Consider the following 26,169-nt stretch of genomic DNA (forward strand, 5'->3'; position numbering starts at 1 on the left):
CTGCATAGTTATACCCATCAGTGAATGCATCGTAAGGAGATACCCGTGACCGAGCGCGTCGTACTCGCCTACTCGGGCGGCCTGGACACCTCCGTCGCCATCGGCTGGATCGCCGAGGAGACGGGCGCCGAGGTCATCGCCGTCGCCGTGGACGTCGGCCAGGGCGGCGAGGACCTGGACGTCATCCGCAAGCGCGCGCTCGCCTGCGGTGCGGTCGAGGCCGAGGTCGCGGACGCCAAGGACGAGTTCGCCGACGAGTACTGCCTCCCGGCGATCAAGGCCAACGCCCTCTACATGGACCGCTACCCGCTGGTCTCGGCTCTCTCCAGGCCCGCGATCGTCAAGCACCTCGTGGCCGCCGCCCAGAAGCACGGCGCCGGCATCGTGGCCCACGGCTGCACCGGCAAGGGCAACGACCAGGTGCGCTTCGAGGCCGGTATCTCCGCGCTCGGCCCCGACCTGAAGTGCATCGCCCCGGTCCGCGACTACGCGATGACCCGGGACAAGGCGATTGCCTTCTGCGAGGAGAAGAACCTCCCGATCGCCACCACCAAGAAGTCCCCGTACTCCATCGACCAGAACGTCTTCGGACGCGCCGTCGAGACGGGCTTCCTGGAGGACATCTGGAACGCGCCGATCGAGGACATCTACGAGTACACCGAGAACCCCGCCGTCGCGCGTGAGGCCGACGAGGTCGTCATCTCCTTCAAGGAGGGCGTCCCGGTCGCCATCGACGGCAAGCCCGTCACCGTCCTCCAGGCGATCCAGCAGCTCAACGAGCGGGCCGGCGGCCAGGGCATCGGCCGGATCGACATGGTCGAGGACCGGCTCGTGGGCATCAAGTCCCGTGAGGTGTACGAGGCTCCCGGCGCGATCGCGCTGATCACCGCGCACCAGGAGCTGGAGAACGTCACCGTCGAGCGTGAACTCGCCCGCTACAAGCGGCAGGTCGAGCAGCGCTGGGGCGAAATGGTCTACGACGGCCTGTGGTTCTCGCCGCTCAAGCGCGCCCTGGACGGCTTCATCAACGAGGCCAACCAGCACGTCACCGGTGACATCCGGATGACCCTGCACGCCGGCCGCGCCGTGGTGACCGGCCGCAAGTCCGACCAGTCGCTGTACGACTTCAACCTGGCGACCTACGACTCGGGCGACACCTTCGACCAGTCCAAGGCCCAGGGCTTCATCGAGATCTTCGGCCTCTCGTCCAAGATCGCCGCGCGCCGCGACCTCGCCTGATACACCTGCCGTACGACAGCCGCCTCCCCGTCCTTCGCGGCGGGGAGGCGTTCGTTTTCCCACCCCTTCTGAGGAGCAGCAGTGAGCAGCAACAACGGTGATGTCCGGCTGTGGGGCGGCCGGTTCGCGGACGGCCCGTCGGACGCGCTGGCGGCCCTCTCGGCCTCGGTCCACTTCGACTGGCGGCTCGCGCCGTACGACATCGCCGGCTCCCGCGCCCACGCCCGCGCGCTCCACAAGGCGGCGCTGCTCACCGATGACGAGCTGGCCCGGATGCAGGCCGGGCTCGACGACCTGGAAGCCGCCGTCGCCGACGGCTCGTTCACCGGCACCATCGCCGACGAGGACGTCCACACCGCCCTGGAACGCGGCCTGCTGGAGCGGCTCGGTCCCGATCTCGGCGGTAAGCTGCGCGCGGGCCGCTCCCGCAACGACCAGGTCGCCACGCTTTTCCGGATGTACCTCCGTGACCACGCCCGGATCATCGGCGGCCTGATCGCCGGACTCCAGGACGCGCTGGTCGGCCTCGCCGAGGCGCACCCGGCCGTCGCGATGCCGGGCCGTACGCACCTCCAGCACGCCCAGCCCGTCCTCTTCTCCCACCATGTGCTGGCCCACGTCCAGTCGCTGTCCCGGGACGCCGAGCGGCTGCGGCAGTGGGACAAGCGCACGGCGGTCTCCCCGTACGGTTCCGGCGCCCTGGCGGGCTCCTCGCTCGGCCTCGACCCCGAGGCGGTCGCCGCGGACCTCGGCTTCGAGCGCGGCTCCGCGGGCAACTCCATCGACGGCACCGCCTCGCGGGACTTCGTCGCCGAATTCGCCTTCATCACCGCGATGATCGGGGTCAACCTGTCGCGGATCGCCGAAGAGGTCATCCTCTGGAACACGAAGGAGTTCTCCTTCGTCACGCTCCACGACGCGTTCTCCACCGGCTCCTCGATCATGCCGCAGAAGAAGAACCCGGACATCGCCGAACTGGCCCGGGGCAAGTCGGGCCGCCTCATCGGCAATCTGACGGGTCTGCTGGCCACGCTGAAGGCGCTGCCGCTCGCCTACAACCGCGACCTCCAGGAGGACAAGGAGCCGGTCTTCGACTCCTGCGACCAACTGGAGGTGCTGCTCCCGGCGTTCACCGGCATGATGGCCACGCTCACGGTCAACCGCGCCCGGCTGGAAGAGCTGGCCCCGGCCGGCTTCTCGCTCGCCACGGACATCGCCGAATGGCTGGTCAAGCAGGGCGTGCCGTTCCGGGTCGCGCATGAGGTCGCGGGCGAGTGCGTCAAGGAGTGCGAAGCCCAGGGCATCGAGCTCGACCAGCTCACCGACGAGCAGTTCGCCAAGATCTCCGAGCACCTCACGCCGGAGGTCAGGTCGGTCCTCAACGTGCACGGCGCGCTGGCTTCCCGTAACGGCCGCGGCGGTACCGCCCCTTCGGCGGTCGCCGTGCAACTCGCAGAGGTCAAGGCCGACTTGGTGATCCAGCGCGCCTGGTCCGACGCGAAGAAGTAGCCGGAAACGGCCGAAGGCCCCGGGCCGCCTGTCCACAGGCGGCCCGGGGCCTCGAAGACTGCGGTCCTCAGCCGATGGCGGTCAGGCCGCCTTCGCCTTCGTGGCGTACATGTCCACGTACTCCTGGCCGCCCAGCCGCATGACCTCGGTCATCACCGAGTCGGTCACGGCGCGCAGCACGTACCGGTCACGCTCCATGCCGTCGTAGCGCGAGAACTCCATCGGCTTCCCGAAGCGGACCGTCACCTTGCCCGAGCGCGGCATGCCCTTGCCGTTCGGCTGGAGCTTGTCCGTGCCGATCATCGCGAAGGGGACGACGGGCGCGCCCGTCATCAGCGTCAGGCGCGCCATGCCGGTACGGCCGCGGTAGAGCCGGCCGTCGGGGGAGCGGGTGCCCTCCGGGTAGATACCGAAGATCTTGCCCCCCTCCAGCACGCGGCTGCCGGTCATCAGCGCCGCGACACCGCCGCGACCGCCGTCTCGGTCCACCGGGATCATGCCGACGCCGGTGAAGAACCACGCCATGGCACGGCCCTTGATGCCCTTGCCCGTGACGTACTCGTCCTTGCCGATGAAGAAGACCTGCCGGTCGCAGACCAGCGGAAGGATCATCGAGTCGATGAACGTCAGGTGGTTGCCGGCGAGGATGACAGGGCCGTCCCCGGGGATGTTTCCCGCGCCTTCCACCCGGATCCGGAACATCAGGCGCACAAGGGATCCGAGCGTTGCCTTGATGAACGTGAAGCGGGACAACGGGTCCTCCGGGTCGTGGCGGTGCTGAACGGGCACGAAGTCTGTGCAGTTGAGGACGATACTCGCGGGTCACGGGTGATCGCACATCGGGTTCACAGGACGGATACACATTGTTGACGTGTGTTTGTTTGTGCGACGTTCGCGCGCGTTCTGATGTTCGGGAGGCGAATCCGCCTACGCTCGAAGCGCGTTCGGTGAGCGAAACGTCCAGGACCAAGGAGAGTTCATGACACAGGGTGCGCGGAACACGCCCGGACGGCGGACCGTACTGGGAGCGGCCGTGCTCGGCTCCGCCGCTGTGGCACTGCCGGCCACCGCGCGGGCCGCCTCGGCGCAGGCCGCGGAGCGACCCCGCGCCGGGCACGGCTCCCCGCGTCCCGGGCTGCCCGTGCCCACGATCGTCGGGCACCGCGGGACCTCCGGCTACCGCCCCGAGCACACTCTCGGCTCGTACCAGCTGGCGCTGGACATGGGCGCGGACGTGATCGAGCAGGACCTCGTCCCCACCAAGGACGGCCATCTGGTCTGCCGTCACGAGAACGACATCACCGGGACGACCGATGTCGCGGACCACCCGGAGTTCGCGGGACGCAAGACCACCAAGATCGTCGACGGTGTGAGCATCACCGGCTGGTTCAGCGAGGACTTCACCCTCGCCGAGATCAAGACGCTGCGCGCGAAGGAACGTATCCCCGCGAACCGTCCGCACAACACCCTCTACGACGGTCACTGGGAGATCCCCACCTACGAGGAGGTCCTGCGCTGGGCGGAGGACGAGGGCCGGCGCCGCGGCCGGCCCGTGTGGCTGTACACGGAGACCAAGCACCCCACCTACTTCCGGGGGATCGGCCTCGGCCTGGAGGAGCGCTTCGCGAAGCTGCTGCGCAGGTACGGCCGCGACCGCGCCGACGCGCCTGTCTTCCTCCAGTCCTTCGAGCCGGACAGCATGCGGCGGATGGCGCGGCTCGTCGACGCGCCCCGGGTCGTCCTGCTCGACGCGGCCGGCACCACTCCGTGGGACTTCAAGGTCGCGGGAGACCCCCGTACGGTCGACGACCTGGTCACGCCCAAGGGCCTGGCATGGCTGGCGTCCTTCGCGCAGGGCATCGGCCCGACGCTCGACCTGATCATCCCCAGGGACGCCTCGGGCAGGCTGACGGAGCCGACCACGCTCGTCAGGGACGCGCACGCCGAGGGCCTGCTCCTGCACCCGTACACCATGCGCAACGAGAACACCTTCCTGCCCGCGGACTTCCGGCGCGGCAGCGACCCCAACGCGTACGGCGACGCCTTCGGAGCGTTCAAGGCGTACTTCGAGACGGGCATCGACGGCATCTTCACCGACAACGCGGACACCGGCCTGCTGGCCCGCGCGGACTTCGTCAGCCGCTGATCCACCGTCCCCCGGTCGGGTGATGACTGGTCCGGGGAGCAACCGTCATGTCCGGCGGGACGTCCCGCCGGACATGACCTGCCTTGAAAGCACCCCCGCCCCGCGCTCCGCGTCCGACGCCGTCATCGGCGCGCTGTCCCCGCTCGTACGCGCCGAGGCGAGGGCCGAGGCGCCCGCGGCCTGCACGGAGCCCCGGGACCTCGAACAGGCCGTGTGGGTAAGGCTGCTGGAGCGGCTGGAGCGCGAGGGCCCGCCCCTCGACGCCGCGCGCTGGGTGCGCACCGCCGTACGGGCCGAAGCGCGCAGAGCCCGGCGTACGGCTGCCAGGGAGCGGCCGTACCCGCCCCCGCGCGCACACGGCAACGACCCCGCCACGAACCCCGAATGGGGCCCTGAGCCCGTCGCGCTGCGTGCGGAACGGCACCGCGTGCTCCGCGCGGCGATCGCCCGTACGCCGGGCCTCTGCCCTCCGGTACTGACCGCGATGCTCTCGTCGCAGGACCCCACCTACCGCGAGATCGCCGGGCAGTTGGGTATCTCACAGGGGAGTCTGGGGCCGATGCGTTCCCGATGTCTGGGATGCCTGCGCCGAATGCTGGCGGCGGAGGTTGCGGCTCCGGAAGTCGGGGGAAAGGAGCGGTAGACAACCGGCGAACCAGGTGAGCGGGAGGCATGCACACATGGGCATGAGCGTGACCATCTCAGCGGCGAAAGCGCAGGACGCGGAGCACATCCTGAAGCTGCAGTACCTGTGTTACCAGAACGAGGCCGAGGTGTACGGCGACTACTCCATCGCGCCGCTCACCCAGACCCTCGACGAACTGCGCACCGAGCTGGAGGGCGGGCACGGTCTGGTGGCCCGGCTCGGCGACGAAGTGGTGGCGTCCGTACGGGGCGTGGCCGACGCGACGGGCACCGCCGGGATCTCCCGGCTGATCGTCCACCCGCGCCTGCGCAGGCACGGCCTGGGCGGCCGGCTGCTCGACGCGATCGAGGCCCACTTCGCTGCGGAGCCGTCGGTCGAGCGCTTCCAGCTCGTCACCGGCCACCGCAACGAGGGGAACCTGCGCCTGTACCGCGGCCGCGGTTATGTGCCGGTCTCCAGCGAGGAGGCGGGCCCCCGTCTGACGGTCGTCACCCTGCGGAAGGACGCGAAGGCCGGGCTGCACGCGGCCGGCGTCTGAGGCGCCGGCCGCCATGGCTCCGGGGTCAGGGCCTGGGAAGGTCCTGACCCCGCCGGGACGCGAGCAGCCACATGATGCCGGTGACGGGCAGGGCCACCGGGATGAAGAGGTATTCCATGCCGTACCAGGTCCAGACGGTGTGGTCCGCGAAGACCGACGGCTCGATCAGCGTCCAGGTACCGACGGCGAGTACGCCGAAGAGTTCGGCGGCGCAGCACACCAGCGCCACCTTCCGCGCCGTTTCTCCACCGCGTACCAGCGTGTACGTGATGAACACGTACACCGCGCCCGCGGCGGCGGACAGCAGATAGGACAGCGGGGCGCGCCCGTAGTCGGTGGCGATCTGGTAGACCGACCGGGACACCGCGCCCACCGACATCACACCGTAGAGCCAGACCAGCAGCACCCCGGGGCCCCGGACCAGGCGCTCGCGCCGCGCCCCCGGGCTCCGCTCCGGCCGTGTCTCCGGGGTCGCGCCGGTCGCCGTCGTGTCCATCGTCAGTGTCCCCAGATGTCGTAGAGCCGTACTTCCAGCACGGCCAGGACGACCGCACCCGCGCTGACCGTCACCGAGCCCCATCGCGTCCGCTCGGTCAGCGACAGGAAGCCCGCCGCGGGGATCGCCAATACGGCGCCGACCAGATACGAAACGAAGATCACCGTGCCCTGGTCGGCCTCCTGGCCGCGGGCCAGCTGCACGATCCCGACCACCAGCTGCGCCAGCGCCAGCACCGACACGACGGCCATGCCGATGAAGTGCCAGTCCTTCGTGGGCTGGTCCCGGTACGCGGCGAAACCGCACCAGGCGGCGAGGGCGAGCGCGGTCACCGACACCGCGATCGTCAGGGCGACAAGCATGAGCCCGAGCGTATTACGTCCCGAAGGGTCCGCCGCGCGCGCCCCCGGAGAGAGCGAAGGGCGTGGAACGGAGCGGACAGACGGAGCGGAACGCCGTGGACGGGCCGGATGTGATGAAGGAACTGTCCGCTATACGGACGATCTTCCTGGGTTCGTCTTGACGTCTGCTTTACTTACCCGCATGACCACGACGAGCGAGCGCGCCACCGCGACCGAGGCGATGTTGACGCCCGGTGCTCGTTGTCTGTGTCGAATGTGCGCCCACTGAGGGTCCCCGCCTGACTTTCTCGCGCCCCGAAGCGAGCCCCGGCAGTCCACGGACAGACCGCCCGCCCACGCCCTGACGGCCGTGGGCCGCGTCTCGCCGTCCCGCTCCCGGACGTGCCCCGCCCCCGCCCCGAATGACGAATGCCCCGTGCCCGGCTGACACTTCGCCGCGCACTCGACAGTGACGGATACCCCTGTGATCACGACTACGGGCCTGACCAAGGTCTACCGGTCAGCGCACGCCCCGGACCGCGAAGTCACCGCCCTGGACGGCGTCGACCTGCACGTACGCGAAGGTGAGGTGTTCGGCGTCGTCGGCAGGAGCGGCGCGGGCAAGTCCTCGCTCATCCGCTGCGTCAATCTCCTGGAGCGGCCCACCGCCGGCACCGTGACCGTCGCCGGCCAGGACCTCACCGCCCTCGCGGGCCGCGGCCGCCGGGCCGGCAAGGAACTGCGCCGGGCGCGCAGTTCGATCGGCATGGTCTTCCAGCACTTCAACCTGCTCTCCTCGCGCACCGTCAAGGACAACATCGGACTGCCGCTGGAGATCCTCGGCGTCTCCGGCCGCGAACGCTCCACGCGCGCCCTGGAACTGCTCGACCTGGTCGGCCTCGCCGACAAGGCCGCGTCCTACCCCGCGCAGCTCTCCGGCGGGCAGAAGCAGCGGGTCGGGATCGCTCGCGCCCTGGCCGGCAACCCCCAGGTGCTCCTCTCCGACGAGGCCACCAGCGCCCTCGACCCCGAGACGACCCGCTCGATCCTCCAGCTGCTGCGCGACCTCAACCAGCAGCTCGGCCTGACCATCCTGCTCATCACGCACGAAATGGACGTCGTGAAGACCATCTGCGACTCGGCCGCGCTGATGCGCGGAGGAAGAATCGTCGAGTCCGGCACGGTCGGCGAACTGCTCGCCACCGGCGGATCCGAGCTGGCACGTGAGCTGTTCCCGGTCGGCGGCGCGCCCTCGGACCCCGGCCGTACGGTCATCGACATCACCTTCCACGGCGACACCGCGGGACGGCCCGTGATCTCCCAGCTCTCCCGTACGTACAACATCGACATCTCGATCCTGGGCGCCGCCATGGACACCGTCAACGGACGCCAGATCGGCCGCATGCGCGTCGAACTGCCCGGCCGCTACGAGGACAACGTCGTGCCGATCGGATTCCTGCGCGAGCAGGGGCTCCAGCTCGAGACCGTTTCCGCGACCGGCGCGGCGCCCGTGAAGGAAGATGCCAAGTGACCTGGTCGCAGATGCAGCCCCTGCTGGCCCAGGGCACCGTGGACACCCTCTACATGGTGCTGTGGTCCGGGCTCGTCACCGTCGCCGGCGGACTGCCCATCGGCATCCTGCTCGTCCTCACCGACAAGGGCGGACTACTGCAGAACACCCCGGTGAACAAGATCGTGGGCGCGATCGTGAACGTCGGCCGCTCGCTGCCGTTCATCATCCTGCTGATCGCGCTGATCCCCTTCACCACACTGGTGGTCGGCACCTTCATCGGTCCCACCGCGATGATCGTGCCGCTGGCGATCGGAGCCATCCCCTTCTTCGCCCGCCTGGTGGAGACGGCGATCCGCGAGGTCGACCACGGACTGGTCGAGGCCGTCCAGGCGATGGGCGGCTCCATCCCCACCATCGTCCGCAAGGTGCTGCTCCCGCAGGCCCTGCCGTCGCTCGTCTCCGGCGCCACCACCACCGTCATCGCGCTGATCGGCTACTCGGCCATGGCCGGCGCCGTCGGCGGCGAAGGGCTCGGATCCAAGGCCGTCACCTACGGGTTCCAGCGCTTCGAGAACGGCTTCATGATCGCGACGGTCGTCGTCCTGATCGTCATCGTGACCGTGATCCAGCTGATCGGCGACCTCGCCGTACGGCTGCTGGCCCGCCGCGTCCGCGCCACCTCCTGACTTCCCCACGCACCCCCCACCCCCCATGTCCGACACACTGAGAGAGGCACTTTTCGTGCGCACGAAACTCACCTTCACCGCGGTTGCCGCCGCCGCTGCTTCCGCCCTCGTCCTCACCGCCTGCGGCACCTCCTCAGACCCGGGCGCCTCGTCCGGGAAGGACGGCACGGCCGACGCGTCGAAGCCGCTCGTCGTGGCAGCGTCCCCGGTCCCGCACGCCGACATCCTCGACTTCGTCAGGAAGAACCTGGCCGCGAAGGCCGGACTCAAGCTGGAAGTCAAGGAGTTCACCGACTACGTGCTGCCGAACACCGCCACCGAGAGCGGTGAGGTCGACGCCAACTACTTCCAGCACAAGCCGTACCTCGACGACTTCAACAAGAAGAAGGGCACCCACATCGTGCCCGTCGTCAACGTCCACCTGGAGCCCCTCGGCCTCTACTCCAAGAAGACCGACGACCTCAAGGGCCTCACCTCCGGCAAGACCGTCGCCGTACCGAACGACACCACCAACGAGGGCCGCGCGCTGCGCCTCCTCGCCGACAACGGTCTGATCACGCTGAAGGACGGCGTCGGCTCCGACGGCAACCTCTCCGACGTCGCGGACGCCAAGGGCCTGAAGTTCAAGGAGCTGGAGGCCGCCACGCTGCCCCGCGCCCTCAACGACGTCGACGCCGCCGTCATCAACGGCAACTACGCGGTCGAGGCGAAGCTCAAGCCGGCCACGGACGCCCTGGCCGTGGAGAGTGCCGGGGACAACCCGTACGCCAACTTCCTCGCCGTGAAGAAGGGCAACGAGAAGGACCCGCGTGTGCTCAAGCTCGCCGAGCTGCTCAACTCGCCCGAGGTCAGGAAGTACATCGACGACACCTACGAAGGCTCCGTCATTCCCGCCTCCGGACCCGTCAAGTAGTGCGGGGGGGTGCGCGATGCGCACCCCCCACCGCATGCTGCATGCTGTGCGTTTACGACGGACTGAGGCATGGAGCTGCGCATGACTACCACCTTTCCGGACGTTTCCATCAGCACGGAGCGCTTGGTGCTGCGGGCCTTCCGGCCCGCCGACATCCCCGCGCACATCGAGATGATGAACGACGAGATGGTCACCGCGTGGACGTCCGTGCCGTATCCGTACACCCGGGAGAACGCGGAGGCCTGGGTCAGGAGGATCGCCCCCGCGGAACGCACCCAGGGGCGCGGCATCGTCTTCGCCGTCAACGAATTCCTCACCCAGCGGCTCGTCGGCTTCGTACGGCTGCACAGCACCGACTGGCGCGTCCGCGCGGCCCAGGCGGCCTACGTCACCGCCTCCTGGGCGCGCGGTGAGGGATACGCCACAGAATCACTGCTGGCCGTCGCCCAATGGCTCTTCCGCGACCAGGAGTTCGAACGCATCGAGCTGCGCACCCCGGCCAACAACACCGCCTCCCAGCAGGTCGCGCAGAACATCGGCTGCATCAGCGAAGGCGTGCTGCGCAACGCCTGGATAGCGCGCACCCAGACCGAGGACGGCGGCTGGACGGACATCCGCACCGACCTCATCGTCTGGAGCCTGCTGCCCGAAGACCTCGAAGGCGCCCCGGACCACATGGCCGACGCCGGCGGCTACGGGGCCTTCACCGACCGCAACTGACAGCCGCTCCGCGCCCGCTCGGAGCCGGGCCGCCGCGAAGCGGCACGCGGCGGGCGGGTAATCTCAGCCTGCCCCCGCCTGCGACAACCCCCGGGAGACTGACGACCATGGCCGACCGCGTCACGGTGATCGGCTGGGACGGCTCACCCCTGACCCCGGCAGCCGAGTCCGCACTCTCCGCCGCCACGCTGGTGGCCGGAGCCGCCCATCACCTGAGCCTCCCCGAGGTGCCGGAGAGCGCGGAGCGCATCCAGCTCGGCAGCATCGACCTGGCGGCCCGCCACATCGCGGGACACCGCGGCAGCGCCGTCGTCCTCGCCGACGGGGACCCCGGCTTCTTCGGCGTCGTACGCACCCTGCGCGCGCCCGAACACGGCCTCGAGGTCGAAGTGGTCCCGGCGGTCTCCGCCGTGGCTGCCGCCTTCGCGCGGGCCGGCATGGCCTGGGACGACGCACAGATCGTCGCCGCCCATCCCCGAACACTGCGCCGCGCCGTCAACGTCTGCCGGGCGCACACCAAGGTCGCCGTCCTCACCTCACCCGGCGCGGGACCCGCCGAACTCGCCCTGCTCCTCGAAGGCGTTCACCGCACCTTCGTCATCTGCGAGGAACTGGGCACCGAGCGCGAACAGGTTTCCGTCCTCACCTCGGACAAGGCGGCCGACCACAACTGGCGCGACCCCAACGTCGTCATCGTCATCGGCGGCATCGGCACCGCCGCCTCCCCGGTGAGCGGCTGGATCGCGGGACGCGACCCCGGCTACCCGGCCGCCGCCCGCGGCTGGGCACTGCCCACCGAGGAGTACGGCATCGAGTTGGACGAGGGAGAGTCGACCTGGCTGCGCGCCGCCCAACTCGCCAGGATCGGTGCCCGCACCGGCGACCTGATCTGGGACATCGGCTCCGGCAGCGGAGCGATCGCCGCCGAGGCGGCCCGCTTCGGCGCCGCCGTCATCGCGGTGGACGACGAACCGGGCGCCTGCGCGAGCACCGCGGCGGCCGCCCGCCGCGCCGGCGTCCAGCTCCAGGTCGTCCAGGGCCGCGCGCCGCACGTGCTGGAACGGCTGCCCGAGCCCGACGTCGTACGGATAGGCGGCGGTGGCGTGGACGTCGTCATCGCCTGCGCCGACCGCAGGCCCGAGCGCATCGTCACGCACGCGGCGACCCGCGACGAGGCCGAGGCGATCGCCACCGCGCTGCGCGAGGGCGGCTACGCGGTGGAGTGCGTGCTGCTCCAGTCCGTCGGCATGGACACCGGCGACTGGGCGGAGCGTGAGCGCTCCGTCGTCTTTCTCCTCTCGGCGCAGCGGCCGGAGAACGCCGCCTGACCGGGCCCCTGACCACGCCCCCCGCCCTCCTGCCGGACGGCGGGAGGTAGGCTGGCCGATCGTTGTACCGCAGCCGGTCGTTCGTCGCTTCGTTCGTCAATGTCCGGAAAAGGGGACCGTTTTGGACCCTGATGTGATACGGCGGATCCGGGAGGACGCACGACGTGCCGACCGTCGGCCATTCGTGCCGCACGGCGCCCACGCTCGTTGTTCCTGACGGGCGCCGGCGGCGCCGCGGAACGGGCGCCCCGGTGAAGGGCCGAAGGAGCACAACCAATGGGCGAGGGGTACGCATGACTGACACCGGCCAGGTCCCGGGCGAGGTACTGCCGGAGAACGCGGGCACGGTGGAGCAGCCGGGCATCCCCGCTCCGGGCGCGTACCCGTACCAGGCCCCCTCAGCGGGCGCGACCACCGAGGACGAGGACCTGTTGCTGATGCCGAGTGCCCAGGGCGCGTGGGGAGACCCCCAGCCGGTGCCGTCGGAGGCTCCGGGCGGGTACGGGACTCCGGGGGCGCACGCGGGTCCGGCGGCCGTCGAAGAGGCGCACGCCCAGGAGCCGCCCATAGAACAGCCGGCGCCGATGCCGGAGGGCGATCAGCAGTTCGCGGAGCAGCAGTTCGCCGCCGAGCAGCAGTGGGCCGAGCAGGGGTTCCAGGCGGAAGCCGTGCCGGAGTATCCGGCCGGGCAGGGCGCGCAGGAATCAAGCGGCCGGCACTCCGGCCCGGTGGACCTGAGCGCCGTACGTGTCCCGCCGCCCGCGTCGATCCCCGCCCCCACCCCCGTACCCGCCCCGACGCCGGCCCCCGCGCGCCGGCCGCTCCACCTGGGCCCGCAGGTGCCCGACGCCACGGGCGGTGTGGTGCGTTCGCTCGCCGACCGCGGGCCCGCCGGCCGGACCGTACAGCCCGTGCCCGTGCCCGCCCCGGTGCAGGCGCAGGCGGTCGGGCCGCACGCCGCGGGGCCCGGGCACCTGGACATCCCGCGCGAGGAGCCGGACGCACTGCCGGGCCCGCAGCTGAGCGAGATCCCGGCGCAGGCGGAGGCACCGGCGGAAACGGTCGTTCCGGTACCGGAGTTGGCAGAGGAACCGGCGCAGGAGCCGGTGGCCGCCGAGGAGCCGGCCCCCGAGCCCGAGCCCGAACCGGCCCCCGAACCGGTCGTGGAGTCCGAGCCGGTCGCTGAGGCCGAGCCCGAGCCCGTCGAGCCCGAGCCGGTCGTGGAGCCCGCCCCGGCCCAGGTCGCGGAAGCGGCGGAAGAGCCCGCGCCCGCCCCGGAGGCAGAGCCCGAGGCCGCTGCGGAGCCCGCCCCGGCGGCGGAGCCCGAGCCGGTCGCGACGGCCCCGGAGCCCGAACCGGCCCCGGAACCCGCACCGGTACCCGAGCCCGAGGCAGCCCAGGTCCCCGAGCCCGAGCCCGAACCGATCCAGGCTCCCGAGGCCGAGGCACAGCCGGAACCGGCCCCGGTCCCGGAGGCCGAACTGCCCCCCGAGCCCGAAACCGAGCCCGCCCCCACCCCTGAACCCGAGCCCGCCGCCGAACCCGAGCCGGCGGCGGAGACACCCGCCGAGCCCGCGCCGGCATCCGCACCCGCAGAGGCGCCCCAGTCTCCCGCCGCCGCGTCCGGTTACGACGACGCCGAGCGTGACGTCGTACTCCGCGTGATGCGCGAGCGGCGCGACATCCGCAACGGTTTCCGCTCCGACCCCGTCCCGCACGAAGTGCTGCTGCGCGTCCTCGAAGCCGCGCACACCGCGCCGAGCGTCGGCCACTCCCAGCCCTGGGACTTCGTCGTCATCCGCTCCGCGGAGACCCGGCGTTCGATGCACGAACTGGCCCAGCGCCAGCGGGACGCGTACGCCAAGTCGCTGCCCAAGGGCCGGGCCAAGCAGTTCAAGGAACTGAAGATCGAGGCCATCCTCGACACCCCGGTGAACATCGTGGTCACCGCCGACCCGACCCGCGGCGGCCGCCACACCCTAGGCCGGCACACCCAGCCGCAGATGGCGCCGTACTCCTCGGCGCTGGCCGTCGAGAACCTGTGGCTCGCGGCGCGTGCGGAGGGCCTGGGAGTCGGCTGGGTCAGCTTCTTCGACGAGCGCGAGATGGTGCGCGCGCTGGGCCTGCCCGAGCACCTGGAGGTCGTGGCCTACCTCTGTGTCGGATACGTGGACGCGTTCCCGGAGGAGCCCGAGCTGATGCAGGCGGGCTGGTCCAAGCGCCGTCCGCTGTCCTGGGTCGTCCACGAGGAGACGTACGGCCGCCGTGCCCTGCCCGGCGAGGAACCGCACGACCTGCTCCAGGAGACCGTCTCGGCCATCAGGCCGCTGGACGCCAAGGCCCTGGGCGAGGCGTGGGACCGCCAGAAGCGCATGACGAAGCCGGCCGGCGCGCTCGGCATGCTGGAGATCATCGCCGCCCAGCTGAGCGGCCTCTCCCGGATCTGCCCCCCGCCGGTCCCGGAACCGGCCGCGGTCGCGATCTTCGCGGGCGACCACGGCGTGCACGCCCAGGGGGTCACTCCCTGGCCGCAGGAGGTCACGGCGCAGATGGTCGGCAACTTCCTGGCGGGCGGCGCGGTGTGCAACGCGTTCGCCGCGCAGGTCGGGGCCGAGGTCTGTGTCGTGGACGTCGGTGTGGCGAGCGAATTGCCGACGACCACAGGACTGCTGCCGCGCAAGGTCCGCGCCGGAACGGCCGACTTCACCACGGGCCCCGCGCTGTCCAGGGACGACGTACTCGCGGCGATCGAGGTCGGTATCGAGACCGCGCGCGACCTGGTGGCCGCGGGCAACAAGGCGCTGATCACAGGCGAGATGGGAATCGCCAACACCACGGTGTCCGCGGCGCTGATCTCCGTGTACACCGACGTGGACCCCGCGGAGGTCACCGGGCGCGGCACCGGCATCAACGACGAGACCCACGCGCGCAAGGTCGACGTGGTCCGGCGCGGTCTGGACCTCCACCAGCCGGACCCGGCCGACCCGATCGGCGTCCTCGCGGCGGTCGGCGGCCTGGAACACGCGGCACTGGTCGGTTTCCTGCTGGGCGGCGCGTCCATGCGTACGCCGGTGATCCTGGACGGCGTGAGCGCGGGAGCGGCCGCACTGGTCGCACGGGCGATCGCGCCGGAGGCCCTGGCCGCCTGCATCGCCGGCCACCGCAGCGCGGAGCCGGGCCACGTAGCGGCCCTGAACAAGCTGGGCCTGCGCCCGCTGGTCGACCTGGACCTGCGCCTGGGCGAGGGCACGGGCGCGCTGCTGGCGCTGCCGCTGGTACAGAGCGCGGCGCGCGCGATGCACGAGGTGGCGACGTTCGACTCCGCGGGCGTGACGGAGAAATAACCCGCGCAAATGACGGCTTTGCGGCTGGACACCACTGGCCTGGTGTCCACCGCGCCCGTACAGGCCGTACATCACGCATCGCCGGTCACCGCAGCGCGGACCCGGGCCACGTAGCGGCCCTGAACAAGCGGGTGCGAGGTGGCGGGCGTGTCGGAGGAACAACCCGCGGGAATGACGGCTCGCGGGTGGAAGGGGGCCGTGGAGGGGTGGTGTCCAGAACGTAAAGCGTGACTTTGCGGCGTGGAAACCACCGGCCCGGTGTCCACCGCGCCTGTACACGCCGTAAATCATGCAGTGGCGGACACTTCCCCTCCGCGGAACCCGGCACCGACCGCACCCAAGACGCCCCGGCCCAGGGCGGCGCGCACAGGACAGCGCGACCGCAGCGCGCAACACCCGGCCCACGCCGGACAACGAACCCCCGCCGGACGGCAACCCCGTACCGAGACCACCCCGACCAGAACCGCCCGTAAGGTGGTCGTCTGAGGGCGTACCCCGCCCCACCAGCCGCTTCACCGTAGTCGCGGCCCACCGCCTACCCCGCCCGTCGCCCGAGGAGCCCCTACCGACATGGCCGAGCACGCCGAGCACCCCGCCTACCCCGTCGGACTGCGCCTCTCCGGGCGGCGCGTCGTCGTCATCGGCGGCGGACAGGTCGCGCAGCGCAGGCTCCCGGCGCTCATCGCGGCCGGCGCGGACATCGTTCTCGTCTCGCCGTCGGCCACCCCGTCCGTGGAGGCCATGGCGGGCACCGGCGAAGTCCGCTGGGAGCGCAGGCGGTACGCCGAGGGCGACCTGGCCGGTGCGTGGTACGCGCTCGTCGCGACCAGCGACCCCGCCGCCAACGCCGCGGCCTCCGCCGAAGCGGAGCGCGGCCGGGTCTGGTGCGTGCGCAGCGACGATGCCGAGGCCGCCACCGCGTGGACGCCTGCCACCGGCCGCAGCGAGGGCGTCACCGTCGCGGTGCTCACCGGCCGTGACCCCCGCCGCTCCGCCGCCGTACGGGACGCCATCGTGGAGGGCCTGCGCGAGGGCACCCTCGCGGCTCCGCGTCACCGCGTCCGCACCGGCACACCCCCTGTCGCGCTCGTCGGTGGTGGTCCCGGCGATCCGGATCTGATCACCGTGCGCGGCCGCAGACTCCTCGCGGAGGCGGACGTCGTCATCGCGGACCGCCTCGGCCCGCGCGATCTGCTGGACGAGCTGCCGCCGCACGTCGAGGTGATAGACGCCGCGAAGATCCCGTACGGCCGTGCCATGGCTCAGGAGGCGATCAACGAGGCGCTGATCGAGCACGCGAAAGCGGGCAAGGCAGTGGTCCGCCTCAAGGGCGGTGACCCGTTCGTCTTCGGGCGCGGGATGGAGGAGGCCCAGGCGCTCGCCGCGGCCGGGATCGCCTGCACGGTGGTCCCCGGTATCTCCAGCTCGATCAGTGTGCCGGGCGCGGCGGGAATCCCCGTCACCCACCGTGGTGTGGCGCACGAGTTCACGGTGGTCAGCGGCCATGTCGCCCCCGACGACGAACGTTCGCTGGTCGACTGGGCGGCGCTCGCCCGGCTGCGCGGGACGCTCGTCCTGCTGATGGCGGTCGACAAGATCGGCCCGATCTCGCAGGCGCTCATCGCGCACGGCAAGGACCCCGGGACGCCCGTGGCCCTGGTGCAGGAAGGCACGACGGCGGCCCAGCGGCGGGTGGACGCCACGCTCGCGACGGTGGGGGAGACCGCGCGGACCGCCGGGGTGCGGCCGCCGGCCGTCATCGTCATCGGCGATGTCGTGGCCCTCGGCTGACCGCAGGCCCCCGAAAACCCCCGCCGCCCCGGAGAAGGCACGATCACCCCATGGCTGAACTCATCACCGTCGACGACCCGGACGACCCCCGTCTGAGCGACTACACCGACCTGACCGACGTCGAACTGCGGCGCAGGCGCGAGCCCGCCGAGGGGCTGTTCATCGCCGAGGGCGAGAAGGTCATCCGCCGTGCGGGGCTGGCCGGGTACGCGATGAGGTCGATGCTCCTCTCGGCCAAGTGGGTCGACGTCATGCGGGACGTCATCGACGAGGCCGACGCCCCGGTGTACGCGGTCGACCCGGCGCTGGCGGAACGCGTCACGGGGTACCACGTACACCGCGGGGCTCTCGCCTCCATGCAGCGCAAGCCGCTGCCGGCGCCGGGCCAACTGCTGGGGGAGGCCGGGCAGTCCACGGTCCGGCGCGTGGCCGTGTTCGAGGACATCGTGGATCACGCCAACCTGGGGGCCGCGTTCAGGAACGCCGCCGCTCTCGGCGTCGACGTCGTCCTGCTGACGCCCCGGTGCGCGGATCCCTTCTACCGGCGGTCCGTGAAGGTCTCGATGGGAGCCGTGTTCCAGGTGCCGTGGACCCGTCTGGAGTCCTGGCCCGCCGACATCGGGATCCTGCGTTCCGCCGGCTTCACGGTCGCCGCGCTCTGCCTGAGCGACCGGGCGATCACCCTGGACCAGCTCGCCGCGCGGCAGGACGAGAAACTGGCCCTGGTCTTCGGCACGGAGGGCGCCGGCCTGACCACCGGGGTGCTCGCCGCCGCCGATGAGCACGTTCGTATCCCGATGGACGCCGGCGTCGACTCACTCAATGTGGCGGCGGCTTCGGCCGTGGTCTTCTACACGACCCGCCCGCGGTCCGCCTGAACCAGATCCTCGCCGGCCGGGCCGGCGTCGGCGGCAATGGCGGGTCCGGTGCCGGAAGGACCGCCCGCGGCCACCACCGTGCTCGGCGTCTTCTTCGGACGGAGCGCGCGCCACAGCAGCGGCGCGGTGATCAGCGCGAGTATGACGCTCACCCAGATCACCACGTGCAGGGCGCTGGTGAAGGCGTCGGCCGCGACGGCGGAGGTGGTGTGCACACCGCTGTTCAGGTCTGCCGTCACTTTTCCGGGGTCGGCGACCTTGCCGGCGAGGTGCGAGGACGTGATCGTCAGGAGGAGCGATCCGCCGACGGCCGCGGCCGCCGTGTCACCGGTGAGACGCATGGCGTTGAACATCCCGGAGGCCATACCGGCGCGTTTGAGGTCCACGCTGGAGATGGCGGCCCCGTCGACGATGGCGAGCGTCATGCCGTAGCCGGTACCGGTGAGCAGCAGCGGACCGACCAGTGCGGCGATGCCGGTGTCCGGCTGGATGGTGCTCAGCCAGATCATGCCGCCGGCGGCTATCAGCATCGCGGCGGTGAGCTGCACGCGCACCGACAGCCACTTGGCGATGACGGGGGCCAGCATCGGGATGATCAGGGTCGGGATGGTGACGATGATCAGAACGGATCCGGCGCCCAGAGCGCTGTATCCCTTGACGGCGCTGAAGTAGGTCGGCAGCAGGACGAGCAGGGGCAGCAGGGTGAAGGCCATCGCGACCGCGGCGGCGTTGACGCCCATGAAGCCGGTGTTGCGCAGCAGGGACAGGTCGAACATCGGGTGCCGCTGCTTCTTCTCGGCGACCGCGAAGGCGGCGAACAGCAGGACGGTCGCGGCGAGCGAGCCGAGCACGAGGCCGGACGTCCAGCTGTACGTCGGCGCTTCGACCAGCGCGAAGATCAGGAGGACGAGTCCGAGGGTGAAGGTGACGGTTCCCGTCCAGTCGACGCGCTTGGCGTCCGGGTTGCGCGATTCCCTCAGCGCGGGCGTGAAGACGGCGACCAGCATGCCGAGAGCCGCCGGGAGGAGCAGAATGCCGCGCCAGCCCATGAATTCCATCATCAGGGCGGAGACGAGCGGCCCGAAGGCCAGTCCGGCGCCGAGGGCGGTGCCGAAGATGCCGAAGGCGCGCACCCGCTGGGTTCCCTCGAAGCGGGACGCGACGAGCGTGGAACCGGCGGTCAGCGTCGCGGCGGCACCGATGCCTCCGGTGATCCGGGTGATGTCGAGGAGGATGACCGAGTTGGCCAGCATCCCGACGAGGGCGCTGACGGCGAACAGCGCGATGCCGATCTGGAAGATGCGGCGGCGGCCCACCCGGTCGGCGATGGTGCCGAAGGCCAGCATCAGCGCGGCGAAGGTCACGTTGTAACCGCTGACCACCCACTGGAGCGCCTGCGAGCTGGGGTGGAAGTCCTTCGCGATCTCGGGGAGTGCCACTCCCGCGCCCGTCATGGCGATGGGGAGGAGGAAGACGGCCACGCTGACGAGGAGCAGCGTGGCCCAGGCGGGTTTCCGTGAGAGGGCCGGGACTTCCTCTGCGGTGGTTGTGTTGCTCATGGCCAGGGACCTGACTTTCGTTGCGCTTGTGTACGGAGGGGCTTTCACCGTGGTTCTTCGGCGTCCTCCGGTTCACCTGACCGGGGCCCGGGAGGTGGGGACGAGTTGGCCGTGCGGGGGCTCCGGCCGGCTTCCGGCCGGCCGGAGCCCCGTGTGCTCACCGAGGCCGGAGGTCCGGTCCCTGTGTCACCGGCGGAGAGTGCCGCCGGGGGAGTGCGAACGGGGGACTGTCACCGGGGGACGGTGACGACGACCTTGCCGACCTGTCCGCCCGCTTCGAGGTGGCGGTGGGCGTCGACGACGGCGTCGAGGGGGAAGGTGGCGTCGATGACGGCCGTCAGATGTCCCTCGGCCAGGCCCGTGCGGACGAAGTCCACGGCCTTGCGGCGGCGTGCTTCGTCCAGGGTGATCTCGAAGAGTTCGTAGCCCCGGATGGTCAGGCGCTTGAAGAGGACGGCGCCGACGTCGAGAGGCGCGGGCTCGGAGTCGAGCCGTCCGTAGAGGACGATGGTGGCGCCGGGAGCGGCGGCGGCGACGAGGTCCGCGAGGGCCGGACCGCCGACAGGGTCGAAGATCACCCGGACTCCGGCGCCGTCCGTCAGGTCCCTGACCCGGGCGACGACGTCTTCCTCGGTGGTCGCGATGACCGCGTCCGCGCCCGCGTCCAGGAGCGGTTGGCGCTTCGCGCTCGTACGGGTCAGGGCCACCGGCCTGGCGCCGACCATGCGGGCGATCTGGATGGCGGCGATCCCGACACTGCTGGAGGCGGCGGGGATCAGTACGGTCTCTCCGGCGCGCAGACCGGCCAGGTCGACGAGACCTCCGTAGGCGGTGATGAACATCATCCACACCGACGCGGCCTCTTCCCAGGACAGGGACTCGGGATGGATGACGACCGCGTGCGCGGGGGCGACGACCAGTTCGCCGTGCACCACGTAGTCCGTCATCGCGAAGGCCGGCACGATGCTGACCTTGTCGCCGGCGGCGAGGCCGGTGACGCCCGCACCGAGGGCCTCGATCTCACCGGAGGCCTCGTAGCCGATGCCCGAGGGGAAGACAGGATCGACGCCGTAATCGCCGCCGCGGAACATGGACTCCGCCCGGTTCAGCCCCAGGGCCCTGGTCCTGATGAGGACCTCGCCCTGTCCGGGGACGGGATCGGGTACGTCCTCCAGGCGCAGGACTTCGGGCCCACCGGTCTTGTGGAAACGGACAGTGCGGTTCATGGTGTATCTCCTGGTCGTCATGGAGGCGTGTGTGCGGAATGCCGGTTTCGCGCCCGCTCCGCCCCGCCTCTTCACTAGAACTCTTATGACGACCACTGTCAAACTTTGATGGGTGTCGAACTGTGTGAACTGTGGAACTTCGAACCATGTCGACATTCGAAGAGTGTCGACGTACTCTGGCCCCCATGTGCACACCGCTCAGCAGGCTCATCACCGAGCGTGCTACGGACGAGGAGGAGAGCCGGTGACTCGTCAAAGCAGCCGGGTGCCCGAGCATCCGAGCGTTCAGGAGATCGCCCTCCAGGCGGTTCTGGAGGCGCTGGTGGACCCCGTGCGCCGCAGCATCGTGACGCAGCTCCATGACGCCCCGGCGGACATCAGCTGCGGAAACTTCGACCTGCCGGTGGCCCGTTCGACCGCGACGCACCACTTCAACGTCCTGCGCGAGGCCGGAATCATCCGCCAGCACTACGTCGGCACGTCGCGCATGAACACACTGCGCCGCGACGACCTCGACGGCCGTTTCCCCGGCCTCCTCGACGCCTGCATCGCCGACGCCCATGTCGCGACCGCCGGCGCGCCCGCCTGACGGAACCCGCCTGCCGACGGGCCCGCCGGCCGCCCCTGAGCGGCGCTGGGCGGTCAGGGCCGGATGGCGACCGCTCCGTAACAAGACGCTTCGGCGTCGGTCACGGGCTCGGAATCAGACGACGGAGACGGACGCCATCGCGGCGTCGCGACGACGCCTGGGTCGAGCAGGTCCCAGCCGGTGAAGAACCGCGTGAACTGCTCCTTCGTGCGGGCTTCCACCTGGGTGCCGGACGCGGTGTACACCTCGACGAGCCGGGCGGTTTCCTCTGCCGCGAAATCCGGCGTGAGGTGGCTGATCGTGAGGGTGCTGCCGCTCGGCAGCCGGTCCTTGAACGACTCGACGATCTCGTGGGCGGTGCCCGGCACGAAGTGGAGCAGCGCGTTCATGCTGAGCGCGATCGGCTGTGTGAAGTCGAGCAGTTCTCGGGCGGCGTCGAGCACCGCCTTGGGTTCCTGCACGTCGGCCTGCACGTACGCCGTACGGCCCTGGGAGGTGCTGCGCAGCAGTGCCTGGGCGTGGATGAGGACGATCGGGTCGTTGTCGGCATAGACCACATCCGCCTCGGGTGCTGCTCGCTGAGCGATCTCATGCAGGTTCGGTGAGGTGGGAATTCCGGTGCCGACGTCGAGGAACTGGCGTATGCCGGACTCCGCGAGCGCCCGCGTCGTGCGGTGCATGAACGCGCGGTTGGAGCGGGCGGCGGCCCGAGCGACGGGGAACACGGCCAGCGCTCGGCCCGCCGCCTCCCGGTCGGCCGGGAAATTGGTCGTGCCGCCGAGGTAGTAGTCGTACATCCGGGCGGAGTGCGCCAGGTGGATGTCGAGATTCACCGCGGTGTCCGGTTCGGTTGCCGCCGTCTGTGCCCGGTCGTCGTCCATTTGCTCCCCCAAAGTCATGGACCGTCCCCTCGCGCACCAGGAGTCGGCAAAGACCGGCGAACCCTGGTGCAGGGGCCTCTTTACTTGTCCCACACCCGCACCGGAGCAGGCAAGGGTGCGCCGACCATCGGACGGACCGTGCTCCAGCGGGCGTGGTGCGACAGAACCCGATCGTTCGGTGATCGCGGAGAGGCGATGTCCGACCTGATGTGGCGATCTCAATTGCCCATGTGAACGGTTGAACTGTCGTACCTCGATGGGCTCACCATCCGGGCGGTGGATGCGCTCCAATGTTCCTGCGGGGGACGGCAGTTCCCTGTTCGTCAGCCGTCCCAGCCGTCCCGGACTACCGGCCGGAGGCGGGGAGGCACAGCGCCGGGCGATGCCCCGATCGGGCGGTCGCCGGGGAGGAATAGCGCGTGAAAGAGAGCGACTGGGCGGTACGGCGCGACCATCGGCCCCGCCTGACGTTCGACGCGTTCTGCGAGACGCACGAGCGGGCATGGGCCGGCTTCGCCCGGACCTGGCTGTGGGACCTGACCGCCGCCGCCAGAGTGGTCGAGGAGATGAAGGAACACCTCTGGCGGAACTGGCCGACGGCCCTCCGGGAGCCTGTCCCGGCTTTCGAGGCCTGGATGCTGATCAAGGAGCACGTCCGGAAAGAGATGCGCGTCGCCGCGGCGCTCAACACCGGGCCGGGCCGGCGCCAGGAGGCCGTGCCGGAGTGGGTGGACGAGGTGCGGGACTCCGTCTGCCCGGTGGAGACTGGGCGTGCGGGGGCCGGGCCGCCGGGGGCAGTAGCGGGGGGCGGCGAAGACGGCCGGAGGCGATTCCACGAGCAGATCTGCGCACTCTCCGAGCGGAGACGTGATGTGATCATCCTCCGGTATCACCTCGGCCTGACGTATCGGGTGATCGCCGAGTACCTCGGAATCACGGAAGCCGGCGCGCGTTCCGCGGCAGAACAGGCCGGTGAAGCGCTTGCCCGGAGGCTGGGCAGCCGGCAGGAGGGCGAACAGTGAGCAGCGGACGGGAATCTCTCCTGCGGGAGGACGAACGGTCGCCCGTCGCGGCGGACCACGTAAGGCTCGCCGAACCGCCCTCGGAACAGCTTTCCGCCCCCGCGGGCATGGCATGGCGGCAACTGATGGCCGCGCCCTCGCCGTTGCCCTCGGACCAGCGCCAGGCCGAGCACGAGTTGGGACTGGCCGCCGCTCTCGTCCTGGCGACGCCGACGGCGGCCGTTTCCCTCGGCCGGCTGGTCAACGACCGGCGTATTCATCCCGAGGGCGCGGTCGTTCTCGGCGCTCTTCTGTACGTCGTCGGATACCGCGACGCCGCCCAGTTCTGGTGGCAGTTCGCGGCCGGCGGCGGTAACTACACCTCCGCGTCCTGTCTGAGCCTGCTGCACCGGAGTCTCGGCGAAGGCGCCGATGCCGACGTCTGGCGCCTTCAGGCGGAGGCCCTGGCCGCGGGTCCCCGCCGGGTGGAGCGCGTCCTGGACTCCCCGGTCGAACTGCTGCCCGCCGCGATACGCGCCGACATAATCTCCCGCTGCCACAACGGACTTGACGTGATGCTTCCCTCCCGCGTCGCCGCCGTCATCCACCAACTCCCGGTCGAGAGCGCCGACGAGGAGCACGGCGAGATGCCGCAGGTGTCGGCCGGCCTCGTACAGCATCTGGCCGACGCGGCCCTTGAGTGGGACCCACTGGCTCCGGACGGCGTGCACCGTGACCGCGGATGACGCCCGCGCCACGCATCGGACAGGGCCAACGCCCCGCCGGGAGAACGCGGTTGTGCCCGGCAGGGCCTGAGGTGCGCCGGCCCTGTCCGAAGGTGAAGGAGTACGCCTGGATGCCGGCCGCCGGACGGATTTCGAGGCGGGCGTCCTCGGGCCGGTCGTGGTCGACCAGCGGGTAGAGAGTGGGTGTGCCCTTCACCTGGATGGTCCTGGTCACCTTGCCGTTGACGAGGACCTGTACGGGTCCGTCGCCCGCGAGGACCGCGTTGACGTTCCTGGCACGGTAGTTCAGCGCGAGCCCGGCGCCGGCACCGGCGGTGAAGTGCTCGTACCCGGCCGTCCATGTGCCGTCCAGCGCCACCCCGTTGGCCGGGATGCTGTCGGGGAAGTGGTAGACCGTGGCCTTGTCGTCCACGATCGGGTCGCCGGCGTATCCGCGGATGCGCAGGGTGCTCAGGTAGGTCTCCGGCGTCCGGTCCTTGGTGAGGGCGTCCGCGGTGCCCGTGGTCTTCGCGGGGAGCTTGACGGCCGGGTCGGCCTGCTTCAGCAGGTCACGGATGAGGTCTTCGGTCCGGTCGTACGTGCCCTCGCCGAACTTGAAGTACCGGACGGTGCCGTCGGTGTCGATCAGGTATTTGGCGGGCCAGAACCGGTTGCGGTAGTTGTTCCAGGTGGACAGCTTGTTGTCGAGGGCCACGGGGTAGGCCACGCCGAGCTTCCTGGCCTGGTCCGCTACGTTGCCCGCGTCCTTCTCGAAGCCGAACTCCGGTGAGTGGACGCCGATGACGCGCAGCCCGGCGTCCTTGTAGGCACGGTCTCAGGCCTCGATGTGCGGCAGGCTGCGCTGGCAGTTGATGCAGGAGTAGGTCCAGAAGTCGATCAGCACGACCTTCCCGCGCAGAGACGCGAGGTCGACGGGCTGTCCGCCCGGCGTGTTCAGCCACGCGGAGATGCCGTCGATGGCGGGGGCCTTGCCGCAGGAACGCAACTCGTCGACACCGTCCTCGCAGCGGGACAGCTCCTTGTTGGAGTTGTCGTAGAGACCGGAGAGCTGCTGGCGGGCCGTGTCGCTGTCCTCGATCGTGCGCTGCGCCGCGGCCGTGTAGTCGGGCAGAGCCCGCTGGATGGCGTCGGTGACATTGAAGGCCAGCGCGCAGGCGAGAGCGATCATCAGCACACCGGCGGTGATCCGCAGCTTGCGCGCCCGGGTACGGAAAGCCGCGACCCGCTGTGCCACCCGGCGGCCGGCGAGCGCGAAGGCGAGCAGCGGGATCGCCGTGCCGACGGCGAAGGAAACCGTCAGCGCGACGATGCCGGCGTTGGTCTCACCGCGCGCTCCGGCCACCGTGATCGCGGCCAGTACCGGACCTGCGCAGGGTACGTACAGCAGGCCGAGCCCCAGTCCGAGGACGAGCGCGCTGCCCTCCTTGTTGACCTGACGCTGCGGAATCCGCGCGAACGGCTTCTCCAGCAGGCTCTCGACGCGGGGGAAGACGAGCCCGAGACCGATCAGGACGAGAAGCGTCAGGCCGACGTACCGCATGATGTCCTCGGGCAGCCCGAGCGCGGAGATCAGCGTCACTCCCAGCAGAGTGAAGAAACTGAAGCTGACCACCAGGCCCGCCACCACCGCGTAGGGGCGGCGATTGCGAACGGTGCGCGGCCGCACCGGAGCGGGCGCCACCAGGACGTCGCCGTGCTCTCCGGCCGACGCGGCCTCGCGTGTTCCCGCCGAGGTGTCCGCACGCCGCGAGACGGTCTCGTCAGCCGCGTCCGTCCCCGGCCCGCCGGCCAGGAACACGACGGGCAGGACCGGCAGGATGCACGGCGAAACCGCCGTGATCAGCCCTCCCAGCAGTCCGATCAAAATCAAGGTCACCATGGGTGAGGCCCTCCGCTTCGGAGGTCCGGGTTCCCGGCCTCCACGCGGGCTATTCGGAGAGACCCGCCTCGCGGATTGGACCCGGCTCGCGCCTCAGGCCTCTCATTGGCAAGGCCGATGCCAAAAAAGCCTGGCAAATGCCTTTCCAGGGGCGGCCGTTGTGCCCTGCGCGTCCGGCTTCCCCGCCGTGACGGAGCCTC

General features: G+C 70.7%; 23 protein-coding genes and 1 pseudogene. 16 read left to right on the forward strand and 8 right to left on the reverse strand.

Annotation, left to right across the window (positions count from 1 at the left end; all coding sequences use genetic code 11):
* Nucleotides 1–45: 45 nt before the first annotated feature.
* Both ACIP6N_RS17605 and argH read left to right on the forward strand, forming a co-directional pair.
* Nucleotides 46–1,239: an argininosuccinate synthase gene (locus ACIP6N_RS17605; RefSeq protein WP_401816592.1), complete on the forward strand. Its 1,194-nt coding sequence runs from the start codon at nt 46–48 to the stop codon at nt 1,237–1,239.
* Between the two features lie 81 nt (nt 1,240–1,320).
* A complete protein-coding gene (argH, locus tag ACIP6N_RS17610; protein WP_401816593.1) occupies nt 1,321–2,748 on the forward strand; it encodes an argininosuccinate lyase in 1,428 nt (475 codons plus the stop codon).
* 81 nt (nt 2,749–2,829) lie between these two features.
* Here the strand turns inward: argH and ACIP6N_RS17615 are convergent, their stop codons facing one another.
* Nucleotides 2,830–3,537, reverse strand: a complete 708-nt coding sequence (locus tag ACIP6N_RS17615) for a lysophospholipid acyltransferase family protein (protein ID WP_401816595.1) — start codon at nt 3,535–3,537, stop codon at nt 2,830–2,832.
* 190 nt (nt 3,538–3,727) lie between these two features.
* Between ACIP6N_RS17615 and ACIP6N_RS17620 the strand changes: the two genes are divergently transcribed.
* The 3 genes from ACIP6N_RS17620 to ACIP6N_RS17630 all read left to right on the forward strand — a co-directional run bounded on the left by ACIP6N_RS17620 (nt 3,728) and on the right by ACIP6N_RS17630 (nt 6,078).
* Nucleotides 3,728–4,894: a glycerophosphodiester phosphodiesterase gene (locus ACIP6N_RS17620; RefSeq protein WP_401816597.1), complete on the forward strand. Its 1,167-nt coding sequence runs from the start codon at nt 3,728–3,730 to the stop codon at nt 4,892–4,894.
* Nucleotides 4,895–4,967: 73 nt separating this feature from the next.
* On the forward strand, nt 4,968–5,537 hold the full coding sequence (locus tag ACIP6N_RS17625; protein WP_401816599.1) for a sigma-70 family RNA polymerase sigma factor: 570 nt from the start codon (nt 4,968–4,970) through the stop codon (nt 5,535–5,537).
* A gap of 37 nt (nt 5,538–5,574) precedes the next feature.
* Nucleotides 5,575–6,078, forward strand: a complete 504-nt coding sequence (locus ACIP6N_RS17630) for a GNAT family N-acetyltransferase (protein WP_401816600.1) — start codon at nt 5,575–5,577, stop codon at nt 6,076–6,078.
* A gap of 25 nt (nt 6,079–6,103) precedes the next feature.
* Here the strand turns inward: ACIP6N_RS17630 and ACIP6N_RS17635 are convergent, their stop codons facing one another.
* On the reverse strand, nt 6,104–6,574 hold the full coding sequence (locus ACIP6N_RS17635; protein ID WP_401816602.1) for a hypothetical protein: 471 nt from the start codon (nt 6,572–6,574) through the stop codon (nt 6,104–6,106).
* Nucleotides 6,575–6,576: 2 nt separating this feature from the next.
* Nucleotides 6,577–6,936, reverse strand: coding sequence for a hypothetical protein (locus ACIP6N_RS17640; RefSeq protein ID WP_401816603.1), 360 nt, complete (start codon nt 6,934–6,936; stop codon nt 6,577–6,579).
* 463 nt (nt 6,937–7,399) lie between these two features.
* On the opposite strand from ACIP6N_RS17640, the gene ACIP6N_RS17645 reads away from it, so the two are divergent.
* From ACIP6N_RS17645 to ACIP6N_RS17680, 8 genes are all read left to right on the forward strand, one after another.
* A complete protein-coding gene (locus ACIP6N_RS17645; RefSeq protein WP_401816604.1) occupies nt 7,400–8,446 on the forward strand; it encodes a methionine ABC transporter ATP-binding protein in 1,047 nt (348 codons plus the stop codon).
* Nucleotides 8,443–9,114: a methionine ABC transporter permease gene (locus tag ACIP6N_RS17650; RefSeq protein ID WP_401816605.1), complete on the forward strand. Its 672-nt coding sequence runs from the start codon at nt 8,443–8,445 to the stop codon at nt 9,112–9,114. The genes ACIP6N_RS17645 and ACIP6N_RS17650 overlap by 4 nt, the downstream gene beginning before the upstream one ends.
* A gap of 25 nt (nt 9,115–9,139) precedes the next feature.
* Nucleotides 9,140–10,027: a MetQ/NlpA family ABC transporter substrate-binding protein gene (locus tag ACIP6N_RS17655; protein ID WP_401816606.1), complete on the forward strand. Its 888-nt coding sequence runs from the start codon at nt 9,140–9,142 to the stop codon at nt 10,025–10,027.
* A gap of 81 nt (nt 10,028–10,108) precedes the next feature.
* Complete coding sequence (locus ACIP6N_RS17660) at nt 10,109–10,747, forward strand: GNAT family N-acetyltransferase (RefSeq protein ID WP_401816607.1); 639 nt, start codon at nt 10,109–10,111, stop codon at nt 10,745–10,747.
* Nucleotides 10,748–10,854: 107 nt separating this feature from the next.
* Nucleotides 10,855–12,075: a precorrin-6y C5,15-methyltransferase (decarboxylating) subunit CbiE gene (cbiE, locus tag ACIP6N_RS17665; RefSeq protein ID WP_401816609.1), complete on the forward strand. Its 1,221-nt coding sequence runs from the start codon at nt 10,855–10,857 to the stop codon at nt 12,073–12,075.
* 293 nt (nt 12,076–12,368) lie between these two features.
* On the forward strand, nt 12,369–15,419 hold the full coding sequence (gene cobT, locus ACIP6N_RS17670) for a nicotinate-nucleotide--dimethylbenzimidazole phosphoribosyltransferase (RefSeq protein ID WP_401816610.1): 3,051 nt from the start codon (nt 12,369–12,371) through the stop codon (nt 15,417–15,419).
* 570 nt (nt 15,420–15,989) lie between these two features.
* A complete protein-coding gene (cobA, locus tag ACIP6N_RS17675) occupies nt 15,990–17,210 on the forward strand; it encodes a uroporphyrinogen-III C-methyltransferase (RefSeq protein ID WP_401816611.1) in 1,221 nt (406 codons plus the stop codon).
* 50 nt (nt 17,211–17,260) lie between these two features.
* On the forward strand, nt 17,261–18,088 hold the full coding sequence (locus tag ACIP6N_RS17680; protein WP_401816613.1) for a TrmH family RNA methyltransferase: 828 nt from the start codon (nt 17,261–17,263) through the stop codon (nt 18,086–18,088).
* Here the strand turns inward: ACIP6N_RS17680 and ACIP6N_RS17685 are convergent.
* The gene (locus tag ACIP6N_RS17685) at nt 18,061–19,647 is read right to left on the reverse strand and encodes an MFS transporter (RefSeq protein WP_401816615.1); all 1,587 of its coding nucleotides are present in this window, start codon (nt 19,645–19,647) and stop codon (nt 18,061–18,063) included. The genes ACIP6N_RS17680 and ACIP6N_RS17685 overlap by 28 nt on opposite strands.
* A gap of 230 nt (nt 19,648–19,877) precedes the next feature.
* A complete protein-coding gene (locus tag ACIP6N_RS17690) occupies nt 19,878–20,873 on the reverse strand; it encodes a zinc-dependent alcohol dehydrogenase family protein (protein ID WP_401816617.1) in 996 nt (331 codons plus the stop codon).
* A gap of 244 nt (nt 20,874–21,117) precedes the next feature.
* Here ACIP6N_RS17690 and ACIP6N_RS17695 point away from each other — a divergent pair, with 244 nt between their 5' ends.
* A complete protein-coding gene (locus ACIP6N_RS17695; RefSeq protein WP_401816618.1) occupies nt 21,118–21,462 on the forward strand; it encodes an ArsR/SmtB family transcription factor in 345 nt (114 codons plus the stop codon).
* Between the two features lie 53 nt (nt 21,463–21,515).
* Here ACIP6N_RS17695 and ACIP6N_RS17700 read toward each other — a convergent pair whose 3' ends face one another.
* Entirely contained in the window at nt 21,516–22,361 is an 846-nt protein-coding gene (locus tag ACIP6N_RS17700) for an SAM-dependent methyltransferase (protein ID WP_401816620.1), read from the reverse strand.
* Between the two features lie 401 nt (nt 22,362–22,762).
* On the opposite strand from ACIP6N_RS17700, the gene ACIP6N_RS17705 reads away from it, so the two are divergent.
* Both ACIP6N_RS17705 and ACIP6N_RS17710 read left to right on the forward strand, forming a co-directional pair.
* On the forward strand, nt 22,763–23,365 hold the full coding sequence (locus ACIP6N_RS17705; protein WP_401816622.1) for an RNA polymerase sigma factor: 603 nt from the start codon (nt 22,763–22,765) through the stop codon (nt 23,363–23,365).
* Nucleotides 23,362–24,090, forward strand: a complete 729-nt coding sequence (locus ACIP6N_RS17710) for a hypothetical protein (RefSeq protein WP_401816623.1) — start codon at nt 23,362–23,364, stop codon at nt 24,088–24,090. The genes ACIP6N_RS17705 and ACIP6N_RS17710 overlap by 4 nt, the downstream gene beginning before the upstream one ends.
* A gap of 97 nt (nt 24,091–24,187) precedes the next feature.
* Here the strand turns inward: ACIP6N_RS17710 and ACIP6N_RS17715 are convergent.
* Nucleotides 24,188–24,796 (reverse strand): annotated as a pseudogene (locus ACIP6N_RS17715) (cytochrome c biogenesis protein DipZ); the annotation flags it as partial.
* A 108-nt stretch (nt 24,797–24,904) separates the two neighbouring features.
* Nucleotides 24,905–25,969: a cytochrome c biogenesis protein CcdA gene (locus ACIP6N_RS17720; protein ID WP_401816625.1), complete on the reverse strand. Its 1,065-nt coding sequence runs from the start codon at nt 25,967–25,969 to the stop codon at nt 24,905–24,907.
* Between the last annotated feature and the right edge of the window lie 200 nt (nt 25,970–26,169).

The sequence above is a fragment of the Streptomyces sp. NPDC088725 genome (genome assembly GCF_044751305.1).
In the GTDB taxonomy this organism is placed as follows: Bacteria; Actinomycetota; Actinomycetes; order Streptomycetales; family Streptomycetaceae; genus Streptomyces.

Coding starts and splice junctions, on each gene's coding strand:
- ACIP6N_RS17620 (WP_401816597.1), top strand. CDS start 3,728: ATGACACAGGGTGCGCGGAACACGCCCGGACGGCGGACCGTACTGGGA.
- ACIP6N_RS17625 (WP_401816599.1), top strand. CDS start 4,968: ATGACCTGCCTTGAAAGCACCCCCGCCCCGCGCTCCGCGTCCGACGCC.
- ACIP6N_RS17630 (WP_401816600.1), top strand. CDS start 5,575: ATGGGCATGAGCGTGACCATCTCAGCGGCGAAAGCGCAGGACGCGGAG.
- ACIP6N_RS17635 (WP_401816602.1), bottom strand. CDS start 6,574: ATGGACACGACGGCGACCGGCGCGACCCCGGAGACACGGCCGGAGCGG.
- ACIP6N_RS17640 (WP_401816603.1), bottom strand. CDS start 6,936: ATGCTTGTCGCCCTGACGATCGCGGTGTCGGTGACCGCGCTCGCCCTC.
- ACIP6N_RS17655 (WP_401816606.1), top strand. CDS start 9,140: ATGTCCGACACACTGAGAGAGGCACTTTTCGTGCGCACGAAACTCACC.
- ACIP6N_RS17660 (WP_401816607.1), top strand. CDS start 10,109: ATGACTACCACCTTTCCGGACGTTTCCATCAGCACGGAGCGCTTGGTG.
- cbiE (WP_401816609.1), top strand. CDS start 10,855: ATGGCCGACCGCGTCACGGTGATCGGCTGGGACGGCTCACCCCTGACC.
- cobT (WP_401816610.1), top strand. CDS start 12,369: ATGACTGACACCGGCCAGGTCCCGGGCGAGGTACTGCCGGAGAACGCG.
- cobA (WP_401816611.1), top strand. CDS start 15,990: ATGGCCGAGCACGCCGAGCACCCCGCCTACCCCGTCGGACTGCGCCTC.
- ACIP6N_RS17680 (WP_401816613.1), top strand. CDS start 17,261: ATGGCTGAACTCATCACCGTCGACGACCCGGACGACCCCCGTCTGAGC.
- ACIP6N_RS17685 (WP_401816615.1), bottom strand. CDS start 19,647: ATGAGCAACACAACCACCGCAGAGGAAGTCCCGGCCCTCTCACGGAAA.
- ACIP6N_RS17690 (WP_401816617.1), bottom strand. CDS start 20,873: ATGAACCGCACTGTCCGTTTCCACAAGACCGGTGGGCCCGAAGTCCTG.
- ACIP6N_RS17700 (WP_401816620.1), bottom strand. CDS start 22,361: ATGACTTTGGGGGAGCAAATGGACGACGACCGGGCACAGACGGCGGCA.
- ACIP6N_RS17720 (WP_401816625.1), bottom strand. CDS start 25,969: ATGGTGACCTTGATTTTGATCGGACTGCTGGGAGGGCTGATCACGGCG.